This window comes from Dactylosporangium sp. NPDC049525 (assembly GCF_040676755.1).
Lineage (GTDB): Bacteria > Actinomycetota > Actinomycetes > Mycobacteriales > Micromonosporaceae > Dactylosporangium.
Genome location: NZ_JBFAPO010000064.1, coordinates 55,627 through 68,949 on the forward strand (window position 1 = coordinate 55,627; position 13,323 = coordinate 68,949).

The 13,323-nt window shown below is 70.6% G+C and carries 11 protein-coding genes; 5 read left to right on the top strand and 6 right to left on the bottom strand.

Going from position 1 to position 13,323, the window contains the following annotated elements; translation table 11 throughout:
• Positions 1–68 precede the first annotated feature (68 nt).
• Positions 69–1,082 (bottom strand): LacI family DNA-binding transcriptional regulator, encoded by a 1,014-nt coding sequence (locus AB0K00_RS48700; RefSeq protein WP_363537014.1) that lies wholly within the window; start codon positions 1,080–1,082, stop codon positions 69–71.
• 341 nt (positions 1,083–1,423) lie between these two features.
• Here AB0K00_RS48700 and AB0K00_RS48705 point away from each other — a divergent pair, with 341 nt between their 5' ends.
• The 5 genes from AB0K00_RS48705 (at position 1,424) to AB0K00_RS48725 (ending at position 8,322) form a co-directional block, all read left to right on the top strand.
• Positions 1,424–2,680, top strand: a complete 1,257-nt coding sequence (locus tag AB0K00_RS48705) for an extracellular solute-binding protein (protein WP_363537016.1) — start codon at positions 1,424–1,426, stop codon at positions 2,678–2,680.
• A gap of 121 nt (positions 2,681–2,801) precedes the next feature.
• A complete protein-coding gene (locus tag AB0K00_RS48710) occupies positions 2,802–3,683 on the top strand; it encodes a sugar ABC transporter permease (RefSeq protein WP_363537039.1) in 882 nt (293 codons plus the stop codon).
• A gap of 119 nt (positions 3,684–3,802) precedes the next feature.
• Positions 3,803–4,543 (top strand): carbohydrate ABC transporter permease, encoded by a 741-nt coding sequence (locus AB0K00_RS48715; RefSeq protein ID WP_363537042.1) that lies wholly within the window; start codon positions 3,803–3,805, stop codon positions 4,541–4,543.
• Between the two features lie 38 nt (positions 4,544–4,581).
• Entirely contained in the window at positions 4,582–6,321 is a 1,740-nt protein-coding gene (locus tag AB0K00_RS48720) for a trehalase family glycosidase (RefSeq protein ID WP_363537019.1), read from the top strand.
• A gap of 177 nt (positions 6,322–6,498) precedes the next feature.
• The gene (locus AB0K00_RS48725) at positions 6,499–8,322 is read left to right on the top strand and encodes an RICIN domain-containing protein (protein WP_363537021.1); all 1,824 of its coding nucleotides are present in this window, start codon (positions 6,499–6,501) and stop codon (positions 8,320–8,322) included.
• Positions 8,323–8,407: 85 nt separating this feature from the next.
• Here AB0K00_RS48725 and AB0K00_RS48730 read toward each other — a convergent pair whose 3' ends face one another.
• The 5 genes from AB0K00_RS48730 to AB0K00_RS48750 all read right to left on the bottom strand — a co-directional run.
• A complete protein-coding gene (locus tag AB0K00_RS48730) occupies positions 8,408–9,400 on the bottom strand; it encodes an aldo/keto reductase (protein WP_363537024.1) in 993 nt (330 codons plus the stop codon).
• Positions 9,397–10,275, bottom strand: a complete 879-nt coding sequence (locus tag AB0K00_RS48735) for an amidohydrolase family protein (RefSeq protein WP_363537027.1) — start codon at positions 10,273–10,275, stop codon at positions 9,397–9,399. The genes AB0K00_RS48730 and AB0K00_RS48735 overlap by 4 nt, the downstream gene beginning before the upstream one ends.
• Positions 10,272–11,024 carry a 2-dehydro-3-deoxy-D-gluconate 5-dehydrogenase KduD gene (kduD, locus tag AB0K00_RS48740; protein ID WP_363537030.1) on the bottom strand — a complete coding sequence of 251 codons (753 nt, stop codon included), beginning with the start codon at positions 11,022–11,024 and terminating at the stop codon, positions 10,272–10,274. The genes AB0K00_RS48735 and kduD overlap by 4 nt, the downstream gene beginning before the upstream one ends.
• A gap of 5 nt (positions 11,025–11,029) precedes the next feature.
• The gene (locus AB0K00_RS48745; RefSeq protein ID WP_363537033.1) at positions 11,030–12,058 is read right to left on the bottom strand and encodes an alcohol dehydrogenase catalytic domain-containing protein; all 1,029 of its coding nucleotides are present in this window, start codon (positions 12,056–12,058) and stop codon (positions 11,030–11,032) included.
• A 117-nt stretch (positions 12,059–12,175) separates the two neighbouring features.
• A partial coding sequence (locus AB0K00_RS48750; RefSeq protein ID WP_363537036.1) for an AbfB domain-containing protein occupies positions 12,176–13,323 on the bottom strand: 1,148 nt, incomplete at its 5' end.

Consider the following 13,323-nt stretch of genomic DNA (forward strand, 5'->3'; position numbering starts at 1 on the left):
AAGCCCCGGCCGGCGGGCACACCGCCGGCCGGGGCCGCCCGGCGCTGCCGGTCACGTGCCGGGTGCGGCTATCTGGCGGGTGCCGGTCCAGTGGTGTTCCGCAACGAGATGGGCGGGGCGTGCAGCACGTGCCGGGGATGCGCCTCGGGTGTGGCAAGGCGCTCGAGCAACAACTCGACGGCGTGCGCGCCCATGTCGTGGGTGGGGATGTCGGCGGCCGTCATGGGCGGCCGGAAGTCCTCGGCCCAGTGCCGGGCGGCGACGCCGGTGACCGAGAAATCGCGCGGCACGAGCAGGCCGGCGCGTTCGAGGCCGCGCTGGATACCCGGCAGTGCGGCCTCGTTGATGGTGACCAACGCGGTGACCTCGGGGTGGTCGTCGCGGAGTCCTTCGACGCAGGATTCTCCGGCCGGCGCGTCGTCGGCGCAGCAGACGTCGACCGTGGTCAGGTTCCGCTGGGTGGCCGCCTCGGTGAACCCGGCCAGCGCGCGGTGGCCGGGGCCGTATCCGGCCGCGACCAGTTCGGCGGAGCGGTTGACGAGGGCGACGTGGCGATGGCCGAGGTCGGCCAGATGATGGACGCAGCGCGCCACGAGGGCGGCGTAGTCGACGTCGACCCACCACATGTCCTGGGCCTCACCGGTGCGGCCGATGGTGACGAACGGCAGGCCGGTGTGCTGCAACCGGGTCACCCGGTCGTCCTCGAGCCGGATCTCCATCAGGATGACGCCGTCGACCCGGCGGCCGGTGACGATCCGCTCGAACGAGCGCTCATGGTCGCCGCCGGACGGTGACAGCAGGACGTCGAAATCGGCCCGCGCGGCGGCCTCGACCACGCTGGCCACGAACCCCAGTTGCATGTCGGTGAGCCGCTGCCTGGCCGGGGGGATGACCAGTCCGAGGGTGCGGGTCCGGCCTTCCTTCAGCGCGCGGGCGCTGGCGTTCGGGCGGTACCCCAGCTCGTCGATGACCGCCTGGATGCGCCGGCGGGTCTCCTCGGACACCGGACGTTTGCCCGTGAGCGAGTAGGACACCGTGCTGCGGGACACGCCCGCCCGACGGGCGATCTCTCCGATGTTCATTCCGCTCCCCACCGACCGGCCCGAGTGTCGCGATGACACGGCAGTTCGACGACCCTACCTGAGTCATCTGAGGACGGTCGCAGAACCGTCGAACCGATTCGCACAGATGCTTGACCAACGCGCGACAGCGCGCTTATGTTTTGTCGAACCGATTCGCATCATGGTGCGACGCGCCGGCCGTGGCAGCACGGAACGCAACCGGTCGGCGCTCGTGCGGGACCGTCACACCCCCGGTCCACCCGCCGCTCGGCGCTGCACCCGCGCCGGGTGCGACGGTCCGGAAACCGCCCACTCCACCACGGCCGGCGACAGCCGGACATCCCACTTCCCAGAGGGCCGCCATGCGTATGTTCACCAGCGGGCGCCGTGTCTTCGGCGCCGTCCTGCTCTCATGTGCCATCACTGTCGGCGTCACCGGCTGTGCCTCCTCGGACGACGGCGGCAACGGCTCCACCGGCAGCGGCACGTTCACCATGTGGGACCCCTACCCGCAGTACGACGACAGCTCCGCCTGGGTGAAGTTGTTGACCAAGTGCGGCACCGATGCCGGCGTGACCGTCAAACGCACCGGCTACGACACCAGCGACCTGACCAACAAGGCGCTGCTCGCCGCGCAGCAGGGCAACTCGCCGGACGTGCTCATCGTCGACAACCCGGTGGTCAGCACGATGGCCGAGGCCGGCGTGCTCACCACCACGGCCGAGAACAAGCTCGACACCAGCGCGATCGAGCCGAACCTCATCGCCGCCGGGACGGTCGCCGGTAAGGCGTACGGGGTGCCGATCGGCGCGAACACGCTTGCGCTGTACTACAACAAGGCGGTCCTGCAGGCGGCCGGCGTCGACATCGCCACCGTCAAGGACTGGCCGTCGTTGACCGCGGCACTGGGCAAGGTGAAGGCCGCAGGCAAGAAGGGCATCACCTTCTCCGCGATCGGCACCGAGGAGGGCAGTTTCCAGTTCCTGCCGTGGTACTGGGGATCGGGCGCGAACCTGCGCAAGCTCGACTCGCCGGAGGCGCTGTCGGCGCTGACGCTGTGGACCGACTGGCTCAAGCAGGGCTTCGCGCCCAACTCCGTCATCAACAACACCCAGACCACGAGCTGGCAGGAGTTCGCCACCGGCGAGTACGCGTTCGCCGAGAACGGGACCTGGCAGCTGGCCAACGCCAAGAAGGCGGGCTTCGACTACGGCATCATCCCGGTCCCGGCCGCGAAGGGCGGCACGGCCGCCGCACCGACCGGCGGGGAGTTCGTCAGCATCCCCGTGCAGAAGGACACCGGCCGCTACGAGACCAGCAAGAAGCTGGTGCAGTGCCTGACCAACACCGACAACTCCTACACCACCGTCACGACCCTGTCCTACATTGCGCCGACCACGGCGGTGCAGGACAAGCAGACCGCGGACAGCCCCGAGCTGAAGGTGTGGGTCGAAGCGGTGAAGGCCGCCAAGGGACGCACCAGCGATGACCTCGGCACCAAGTACCCGAAGATCTCGCAGCCGCTGTGGACCGCGTTCCAGGCGGCCCTCAGCGGGTCGAAGTCGCCGGCCGATGCCCTCGCCGCGGCGCAGTCCACTGCCGCAGCGGCGACCAGGTAGGTCGACGCACGTCATGCATCGCACGCCACAGGCCACGAGCACACCGCCGGCCGGGCGGGACGCGGGCGGGACGGCGTCGGCCGTCCCGCCGCGGGTCCCCCTGCCGGCCGCGCGGCGGGGGATGGGCCCGGCCCGATGGGCGCCGTGGGCGTTCCTGGCGCCGGTGGTCGTCTACCTCGTCGCCTTCTACGCCTACCCGCTGTACCGCAACATCGACCTGAGCCTGCGCCACTACACGGTGCGCTCCTTCGTGCAGGGCGGCGCACCGTTCAGCGGCCTGGACAACTACCGCACCGTGCTGGACGACCCGACGTTCGCGCCGGCGTTGGCCCACACCGTCGTCTTCACGGTGGTGTCGCTGTTCTTCCAGTTCGCCATCGGCCTCGCCCTTGCGGTGTTCTTCAACCGGCATTTCCCGCTGTCCGGCACGCTGCGCGCGCTGTTCCTGGTGCCATGGCTGCTGCCGCTCATCGTCTCGGCGTCGACGTGGTCGTGGATGCTCAACAGCGACGCCGGCATCGTCAACAGTGCCCTCGGCTGGGTCGGCATCGACCCGGTCAACTGGCTCACCGCGCCGGACTGGGCGCTGGTGTCCGTCATCATCGCCAACGTCTGGATCGGCATCCCGTTCAACCTCGTCGTGCTGTACAGCGGCCTGCAGGTCATCCCGGGCGAGGTCTACGAGGCGGCCGCCCTCGACGGCGCCGGCGGCGCCCAGCAGTTCTGGCGCATCACCTTCCCGTTGCTGCGCCCGGTCTCCGCGATCACCCTGCTGCTCGGTCTCGTCTACACGCTCAAGGTCTTCGACCTCATCTGGATCATGACGAAGGGTGGGCCGGTGGACTCCTCGACCACGTTCGCCACCTGGTCCTACCGCCTCGGGTTCGGCAACCTGCTGCCCGAGTTCGGCCCCGGCGCTGCCGTGGGCAACCTGCTCATTCTCATGGCCCTCGCGTTCGGCCTGCTCTACATCCGGATCCAGCGCCGGCAGGTGGCGGCATGAGCGGTCCGGAGCGAAGCGGAGGTGGCGGCGTGCACCGGCGGTTGAGCCGGTGGCGGAGCTGGTCGCGGACCTGTGTCGGCCTGGTGCTCACGGCGGTGCTGCTCTTTCCGGTGTACTGGATGGTCAAGGTGTCGCTGACCCGCGAGCAGGACATGCGCAAGAGCCCACCGGAGCTGTTCCCGCTCGACGTGACGTTCGACGGCTACCGCGCGGTCCTGCAGCAGCAGTTGCCCTACCTCGGCACCAGCCTGCTGGTCAGTGCCGGCACGGTGATCCTGACCGTCGTGCTGGCGGCGCCCGCCGCCTATGCCCTGGCGAAGCTGCGGCCACGCGGCGGCGGCGTGCTGTCCTTCGTGCTGCTGGTCGCGCAGATGATCCCTGGCATCATCATGGCGATGGGCTTCTACGCCGTCTACCTCGGCCTCGGCGTGCTCAACAGCTGGCCGGGCTTGATCCTCGCGGACTCCACGATCGCCGTTCCCTTCGCGGTGCTGGTCTTCACCGCGTTCATGTCCGGCATCCCCGACGAACTGCTCCAGGCGGCGCGCACCGACGGCGCCGGCCCGCTGCGCACCTTCTGGTCGATCGTGCTCCCGGTCAGCGGCAACGCCGTGGTGACGGTCTCCCTGTTCGCGTTCCTGTGGGCCTGGTCCGACTTCATCTTCGCCAGCACCCTTGACGGCGGCGGTCGGCTGCGCCCGATCACGCTCGGCATCTACCACTACATCGGCAACAACAACCAGCAGTGGAACGCGATCATGGCCACCGCCGTCGTCGCCTCGGTCCCGGCCGCCGTGCTCCTGGTGATCGCGCAACGGTACGTCGCCGCAGGCGTCACCGCCGGCGCGGTCAAGGACTGACTCCGGTCGTCACGCTTCTGCAGAAAGCGAGCTCCCGCATGACCGTCCCGATTGGCCCCGTCTTCTCCGTGCAGGACATCCCGTTCAGTTACGCGGGCTCCTGGTTCGGTATCTCGCCGGTCGTCGCCGAGAAGACCCATGCCGAGCACCTGCACCTGGTGTCGCACCAGTCGGGCCTGCACGCAGTGCTCCGATTCGTCCCGATGCGGGCCGGGGCGCCGGTCGAGGCGGTGGTGTCGGCCACCCCCGCCCTGCTCACCTGGGACGGGACGGAAGGCCGGATCGAGCTGGCCTACGAGTCCGCCGACACGGTGCGACTGCGCGGCCAGGGGCTCGGCGCGGCGATCCGTGCCGCCCATGCGACCCTGACGCCCTTCAGCGGCACGTACTTCTACCGCGACCCGGTCGACGACGCATACGTGTTCACCGACTACGGCACCGGCCGCCGCTACCGGGTGACCGTCCTGACCGGGCGCGTCACCGCCGTTGGCGCGGAGGCGCTGGGCACCGGCGAGCGTGGCGTCACCGCCGACGGCGACCAGCCGTGGGAGCTCGCGATCGAGGAGTTCGACAGCGCCCGGCCGTCCTACCGCCCCGGGCGCACGTTCGACGAGGTCGTCAAGGCCGCCGAGGGCGAGTTCACCGCTTTCGTCGAGGCGGTGGCGCCGTGGCGCTCGGCCCGGACCCCGGCCGCCGAGCTGGCCGCCTACGTGCTGTGGTCGGCCTCGGTCCGCCCGGCCGGGTTCGTCACCCGGCCCGCGGTGCTGATGTCGAAGCACTGGATGGACAAGGTCTGGAGCTGGGACCACTGCTTCAACGCCCTCGCGCTCGCCGACGGCCTTCCCGACCTGGCCTGGCACCAGTTCCGCATCGTGTTCGACCACCAGGACGAGTCCGGTGCCCTACCCGACTCGATCACGCACTCCGAGGTGCTCTACAACTTCGTGAAGCCGCCGATCCACGGCTGGGCACTGCGGCAGCTGCGCCGGCGGCTCCCGCAGCTGGACACCGGCGAGCTCACCGCCACCTACCAGGTCCTCGCGCGATGGACCACGTTCTGGCTGGACGCTCGCCGCCGCCCGGGCGAGCACCTGGCGCACTACCAGCACGGCAACGACAGCGGCTGGGACAACGCGACCACCTTCGACCCGCAACGGCTGGTCCAGAGCGCCGATCTCGCGGCCTTCCTCGTCCTGCAACTGCGCGAGCTGGCCGACCTCGCGGAGCTGCTCGGCCGCGACGGCGACGCCGCCCGGTGGACGGAGACGGCCGAGCGGATCCGGGCCGCCATGATGAACCTGCTGTGGACCGGCGACCGGTTCGTCGCCCGCAGCCCGACCTCCGGTGCCACCTGGACCAGCGACAGTCTCCTGGACCTCATGGCCGTCATCCTCGGCGACGATCTGCCCGCCCACGTCGGTGGTGTGCTGGCTGACCGGATCCGGGCCCACCTGACGGACTTCGGGCCCGCCACCGAACTGCCCACCTCGGCGCGGTACGAGGCGGACGGCTACTGGCGCGGCCCGATCTGGGCACCGTCCACCGTCCTCGTCGAGGACGGGCTGCGCCGCGCCGGACACACCGCGCTCGCCGACGACATCAGCGCCCGCTTCCGCGCGTTGTGCGAGCGGTCCGGGTTCGCCGAGAACTTCGACGCCCGCACCGGTGCCGGCCTGCGCGACCGGGCATACACCTGGACCGCCAGCGCCTACCTCATGCTCGCGGCCGCCCACGTCGCGCGGTCCGGGACCGCCGTCGGAGACGACGGCGGTTCCTGACTCCAGGACGAATCGATTCTCTGGTCAGGTCCTTTTCAAACGTTGACACTCGTCGTTGTCTGTCTTACGTTCGAACGAATCGATTCGACGATCGCCTCGGCAGCCGCCCCTGCCTTCTGGAGTCGCGACCCGCTGTCGACCCGTTCACCGAACCCGCCACAACTTGAGGAGATGTCCGTGCACATCCCACGAGCCCGCCGATGGCGCCGGTCCGGCATCCTCGCCGCCGCGCTGTCCGTCGCCGCCGCCCTCACCGTGTCGTTCGCCCAACCGGCCCTCGCCGCCGACGAGTCCGTCAGCGTCAACTTCTCCGTGACCACCGGGACACCCACGTACCGCGCGTCCGGATGGATCTACGGCATGCCCGAGAACGCCGCAGGGCCGGCCGACCACTTCTTCCGGGACGTCAAGTTCCAGTACATGCGGGCCGGCGGCGCGCAGCTGCCGGGTGGCGGCTGGGTCAACGGCGGCTACGACCGCCGCTGGAACGCCACGCTGGCCCAGGCCCGGCGTACCACCGCCCTCGGCGGCACGTTCATCATCCTGCCCCACGACCTGTGGGGCGCCGACGGATCCGCGATCAGCAGATATCCGGGCGACAACGGCAACTGGAGCGACTACGACAGCTTCCTGACCCGTCTGTTCGGCGACGTGCGGGCGGCCGGCCTCACGGTCCAGTGGGACATCTGGAACGAGCCGAACATCTCCATCTTCTGGAACCGCCCGCAGTCGCAGTACTTCGAACTGTGGCGGCGCACCTACCAGCGCATCCGGGCCGAGCTGCCGGGCCAGCTCATCGTCGGCCCCAGCTGCGCCTGCGTGCCCTCGACCTCCCACGCGTGGTGGAACCAGTACCTGGACTTCATCAAGGCGAACAACGTCGTTCCCGACATCATCAGCTGGCATTCCCTGCCGGGCGACCCGGTGGCGAACGTCGCAGCGGCCAACACGACCCTCAACGCGCGAGGCATCCCGCACCCGCGGCCGTATCAGATCAACGAGTACGCCGCCCCCGAAGAACAGAACCCCGGCGACGGAACGTGGTACATCGCCCGCCTCGAACGGGCCGGTGCGGACGGGCTCCGCGCGAACTGGGCCGGTGGCGGCAACCTGCACAATGACCTGGCCAGCCTGCTGGTGCGCAACTCCGCCGGGCAGTATCTGCCGAAGGGCGAATGGTGGGTGTACCGCTTCTACGGCTCGCAGACGGGACAGATCACGTCCGTCACGCCGAGCGGTTCGTATGACGCCCACGCCACCAAGACCAACGGTGTCGCGAAGGTGCTCGTCGGCGGTGGCGGCACGACCGGCAACGTCGCCGTCAACCTCCAGCGGCTCGACACCACCAGCGGCATCGTGCAGAACAACCAGGTGCGGGTCCTGGTCCAGCGCATCCCGTACAACGGCGGGGGCGCCGTGCAGGGGCCGGTGACCGTGCAGAACAGCGTGGTGACGCTGTCCGGCAACGCGACGACGGTGAACGTGCCGCACACCGCCGTCGACGACACGTACACCATCACGCTGCTGCCGCCGTCGGACACCGGTTTCCAGACGGTCGCGGTGGCGCAGCACTCCCAGCAGTGCCTGGACAACGCCAACCTGTCGACCGCGGACGGCAACCGGCAGCAGCAGTTCTACTGCGAAGGCGGCGACCAGCAGCTGTGGAACCTGCGTCCGGTGGCTGGTGTCGCGAACACGTACACCATGGTCAACCAGCAGTCCGGGAAGTGTCTGGACGTCAGCGGGGTGTCGACCGCCGACGGGGCCGCGGTCCATCAGTGGACCTGCACCGGCGGCACGAACCAGCAGTTCACGCTGCGCAAGGTCACGTACTCCGGCAACGACGCCCACGACTACCAGCTCGTGGCCCGGCACAGCGGCAAGTGCGTGGACGTGTCCGCGATCTCCACCGCGGCGCGGGCACTGATCCTCCAGTGGACCTGCAACCCGGCCGGCCAGGGCAGTCCGCTCAACCAGACCTGGCGCCTCTGGGGCCGGTAGACGGGCCGGGGTGGCCGGGCCCGGGTGGACGGGCCCGGCCACCCGGCCGTCATTGGAGCGTGACGCGTCCTGGCTGCCGGGGCGATCAGTTCGACCGGCTCGCGGTCGACCCGATCAGGCCGGCCGCCCGCAGGGCGGGCCACAGCGCGTCCGGGACGGTGGCGTCCGAGCGGTGCAGGGTCTCGGTGACCTGGGCCTGGTTGCGCATGCCGACCACCGTCGTGACGACGGCGGGATGCGACCGGACGAAGGCGAGCGCGGCCGCGGGCAATGTGACGCCGTGCGCCTCACACACCGCGGCGATGCGGTTCGCGCGGTCGATGAGCTCGGGGGAGGCCTGCTGGTAGTTGTAGGTCGCGTCCGCCGGTGGTCGTTCGCTGGCGAGCAGGCCCGAGTTGTAGACGCCGGCGATCACGACACCGGCGCCGCGGTGCTGCGCGGCGGGCAGCAGGTCGTGCAACGCGCCCTGTTCGAGCAGGGTGTACCGGCCGGCGCACATCACCAGGTCGATGTCGGTCTCCTCGACGAACCGGGTGAGCATCGCCGACTGGTTCATGCCCGCCCCGATGGCCCCGATGACGCCCTGGTCGCGCAGTTCGACCAGGGCGGGGACCGCGTCGGTCGCGGCCTGCCGCCAGTGGTCGTCCGGGTCGTGCAGGTACACGATGTCGATCCGGTCGAGGCCGGTGCGCGTAAGGCTTGCCTCCAGCGAGCGGCGCACACCGTCGCGGCTGAAGTCCCACTGCCGGCGGTGGGTCGCGGCGACGTCGAACCCGCCCGGGTCGCGCAGGTGCGCCGTCGCGGGCGACGGGACGAGGAGGCGGCCGACCTTCGTCGAGACCACGTAGTCGTCGCGGGGCCTTGACCGCAGGGCGGCGCCGAGTCGTCGTTCGGAGAGCCCCAAGCCGTAGTGCGGGGCGGTGTCGAAGTAGCGGATGCCGGCGTCCCAGGCGGTGTCGACCGCGGCGGTGAATGCCTCGTCGGTGGTCGCGCGGTACAGGTTCCCGCCCTGCGCGGCGCCGAAGCCGAGCGCGGTGAGGCTGATCGCGGGCCGGCGGGGGAGCGCCCTGCGCATCATGACGGCCGCAGCTTGTAGACGCGGCGTGCCGTCTCACCCCAGATCATCGCCTGGTCCTCCTCGCTCAGCGGGTGCAACAGTGCCGCGAGCACCTCGATCCAGCGCTCGTAGGAGGTGGCGAGCAGGCAGACCGGCCAGTCCGAGCCGAACATCAGCCGGGACGGACCGAAGACGTCGAGCGCGTGCTCGACGGCCGGGCGCAGTTCTGCCGGTGTCCACGCGGACCAGTCCGCCTCGGTCGCCAGACCGGAGAGTTTCGCCGTCGTGTTCGGCAACTGGGCGAACGTCCGCAGGTCCCGGGCCCAGCCGCCGTGCTTCGAGGAGGGCTGCGCGGGCTTGCCGAGATGGTCCAGCGTGAACGACACGCCGGGCAGGTCACGGGCGAGGCGCACGGCCGCGGGCAGCTGATGGCGGCGGATGACCAGGTCGAACACGAGGCCGGCGGCGCCGACCGCCGCGACGCCGCGTCGGACGTCGGGCCGGTCGAGGAAACCAGGGTCGGGCTCGGCCTGGACGAGGTGGCGGAAACCGACGAGCCGGTCTCCGCCTTCACCCGCCTGGAGGCGGGTGATGCGGCTGGCGACGTTGGCCGCCGTGAGATCCACCCAGCCGACGACGCCGCCGATGAGGTCCGTCGTGCGTGTCAGGCGCAACAGGTCGACGGTCTCGGCCGCCGAGGAGATGGTCTGCACGACGACGGTCTGTGTGACGCCGGCCGCGGCGGCCAGTGGCGTCAGGTCGTCGACGGTGAAGTCGGCGTTGATCGCCGCCATGGTCGCGGCACTGATCCAGGGCTGCGGGTGGCGGGCGCGGACCCAGAGGTGATGGTGCGCGTCGACGATCTCCCGTCGCAGCTGTGGCGCGCTGTCACTCATCGGCCCAGCCAGCCGCCGTCGACGGGCAGGATGACGCCGTTGACGTAGTCCGACGCCGGTGCGGCCAGGAACACCGTGGCGCCGGCCAGGTCCTCCGGCCTGCCCCACCGGCCGGCCGGGATCCGTTCGAGGATGGCCCGGTGGCGCACGGGGTCGTCCCGGAGCGCCTGGGTGTTGTCCGTGGCGACGTAACCGGGCGCGATCGCGTTGACGTTGACGCCGTGCGCGGCCCATTCGTTGGCCAGGGCCTTGGTCAGCCCGGCCACACCCGACTTGGCGGCCGTGTATCCGGGGACGTTGATGCCGCCCTGGAAGCTCAGCAGCGACGCCGTGAAGATGATCTTCCCCCGGCCGCGACCGATCATCCCGCGGCCGATCTCCCGGCTCAGCAGGAACTGGCTGGTCAGGTTGACCTCGATCACGCGGTCCCAGAACTCGTCGGAGTGTTCGGCCGCCGGGGCGCGCGCGATCGTGCCGGCGTTGTTGACCAGGATGTCGATCGGGCCGAGGGCGGCGAGGTCGGCGGCGAGCCGGCGCACCGCGGCGCGGTCGGCGAGGTCGGCGGTGAGGGCGGTGAACGTGCGGCCGGCAGCGTGGACCCGGCGTTCGACGTCGCTGCCGGACGGTTCGAGCTGCGCGGAGACGCCGATGATGTCGGCGCCGGCCTGGGCGAGTGCCTCGGCCATGGCGAGGCCGATGCCCCGCCGGGCGCCGGTCACCACGGCGGTCCGTCCGGAGAGGTCGAACATCGTGGTCACCTCGCGCCCTCCTGCCAGTCGATGAGGACCTTCATGACGCTGCCGCCGGACTCCAACGCGGCGAAGGCCTCGGTGACCGTGTCGACCGGGCCGACCCGGGAGATCAGTCGGTGCGCGGCGACCTCGCCGGTCGCGATGAGACGGATTGCTTCGGTCATGTCCTCGCGCTGGTACAGGCGGGCGCCGAACAGTTCGAGCTCGCGCCAGAAGAACCGGTGCAGGTTGACGGTGCGCGGTTGCGGGTGGATGGCCACCATGACCAGGCGGCCACGGGTGGTCAGGACGTCGACGGCGGTCGTGACCCCGGCGGCGGAGCCGGACACCTCGAAGGCGACGTCGGCGCCCGCGCCCATGGTGCGTTCGTTCACCAGCGCCACCACATCGGTCGTCGCCGGATCGAACGCCTCGACGTCGAGCTCGGCGGCGACCTGGCGCCGGAACGCGTCCGGCTCGACCAGCACGACCCGCGCGCCGCGGCGTTGCGCGACGGCGGCGATCAGCACACCGACCGGCCCGCCGCCGGTCACGACGACCTGGTCGTCGATGTCCACGTTCGCCCGCCGGACGTCGTGGACGGCGACGGCCGTCGGCTCGATGAGCGCCGCGTGCATCAGCGGCAGGTCCGCCGGTAGTGGGAGCACCAGGTCTGCCGGGACGTTCCAGCGCGACTGCATGGCGCCCGGGGAGTCGATGCCGAGGAACTGCATGGCGTGGCAGATGTGGGAGTGCTGTCGCAGGCACGCTGCGCACCGGCCGCACGACCGGGTCGGCATCACCGTCACCGGCTGGCCGACCGACCAGCCCGTGACGCCTGGGCCGATCTCGGCGATCCGTCCCGACATCTCGTGTCCGATCACCGCCTCGGCGCCGACCCGGGCATCCATGTCGCCGTGGTAGATGTGCAGGTCGGTGCCGCAGATGCCGGTGTAGGCGATCGCGATGCTCAGCTCGCCGTGGCGGGGCGCTTGTTCAGGTCGCTCCTCGATGTCGAGGGTGCGCGCCCTGCGGTAGACGACGGCTTTCATCGAACTCCAACCGTGCGGTGGGCCGCCCGAGCTCCGGACGCCGAAGAACGTAACTCGTATGACGTATGCAGTCAACCAAGATGCGGGATTCGGCGGTCGGTGCAACGATCCGGCGCCCTACCCGGCCAGCGCGGGGCGGATCCGGAATGAGCTCTCGGTCCAGAATGTGGCGCTGCCGTCGGGTTGGTCGACCCAGAGTTCGTCGCCGCGGTGGTGCAGGAACCAGCCGGGGTAGATCTGTGCTTCGAGGAGGATCGTGCCTGGTGTGGCGCCGGGGTGTGGGCAGAATGTGGCGTCGCCGCGGAACAGGGGTGTGCCTTCGTCCTGGTGGAGTTGGAAGCGCCAGGAGGAGTGGCGGAGGTATCGGCCGTCTTCGGCGCGGAATGAGAAGCAGGTGGTGTCGGCGAGCCCGGCGAGTGCGGTGAATGTCGCCTGGTGTCGGGCGGGGCTGCTGCTGTCGGGGCGGACGGCCGCGAGGACGCCGAGGCTGTCGGTGGTGGTGACGAACAGTCCTTGCTGGTCGGCGGATTCGAGTGACACGGGCCGGCCCGGGGTCAGGGTCTCGGTGCGTGGCGAGGGCGTGCCGGCGGTGGTGGTGGCTGGTGGCTTCGGCGCCGACCCGGTCGTCGCCGCCGGTGTGGTGGAGGGTGGTACCCGGGCCGTCGCTACGGTCGATGGTGCTGCCTGTAGGCCGTGTGACGGTGGTGTGGGGGTGGGTAGGGCGGTCACGGTGACGGCGGCGCCGGTGGCGAGGGCGGCGGCGACGGTGGCTGCGACCGGGTGTGCGGTGACGGCTTGGATGAGTTGGGTGAGCAGTCCGGCCTTGACGGTCGCGCCGACGCCCCCGGCGGCGGTGGCGGTGGTGGTGGCTGTCTTGGCCGTGAGGCTGGCGGTGAGTGTGATCGGGACGGGTAGCAGCGCGTACCCGGGTAGTAGTCGTTCGGCGCTGATCAGCCCGTCGGCGGTGGGGGCGCAGGTCTGGCAGGTCCGGGTGTGTCGGGCGATGCGTTTGCGCCACAGGGTGCTGGGTGTGCCGTCCCAGTCGGCGATGACGTCGTCGAGGTCTGTGCATCTGGGTGTGGCGTCGAGTGCGGCGAGGAGTTCGCGGCTGAGGTCGAGGTGTTGGCGCATGCGTTGGATGCGGACGCCGGCGTGGGCGATGCTGACGTGCAGTGTTGTGGCCAGTTCGGCGCGGGTGAGGATGCCGGCGGTTTCCAGCCACCACAGGGACAGCAGGATCCGGTCGGCGGGGTCGAGCCAGCGGC

Bases quoted from the DNA above. Each gene is read 5' to 3' on its own strand.
- AB0K00_RS48700 (WP_363537014.1), bottom strand. From the start codon at position 1,082: ATGAACATCGGAGAGATCGCCCGTCGGGCGGGCGTGTCCCGCAGCACG.
- AB0K00_RS48705 (WP_363537016.1), top strand. From the start codon at position 1,424: ATGCGTATGTTCACCAGCGGGCGCCGTGTCTTCGGCGCCGTCCTGCTC.
- AB0K00_RS48710 (WP_363537039.1), top strand. From the start codon at position 2,802: ATGGGCCCGGCCCGATGGGCGCCGTGGGCGTTCCTGGCGCCGGTGGTC.
- AB0K00_RS48715 (WP_363537042.1), top strand. From the start codon at position 3,803: ATGGTCAAGGTGTCGCTGACCCGCGAGCAGGACATGCGCAAGAGCCCA.
- AB0K00_RS48720 (WP_363537019.1), top strand. From the start codon at position 4,582: ATGACCGTCCCGATTGGCCCCGTCTTCTCCGTGCAGGACATCCCGTTC.
- AB0K00_RS48730 (WP_363537024.1), bottom strand. From the start codon at position 9,400: ATGATGCGCAGGGCGCTCCCCCGCCGGCCCGCGATCAGCCTCACCGCG.
- AB0K00_RS48735 (WP_363537027.1), bottom strand. From the start codon at position 10,275: ATGAGTGACAGCGCGCCACAGCTGCGACGGGAGATCGTCGACGCGCAC.
- kduD (WP_363537030.1), bottom strand. From the start codon at position 11,024: ATGTTCGACCTCTCCGGACGGACCGCCGTGGTGACCGGCGCCCGGCGG.
- AB0K00_RS48745 (WP_363537033.1), bottom strand. From the start codon at position 12,058: ATGAAAGCCGTCGTCTACCGCAGGGCGCGCACCCTCGACATCGAGGAG.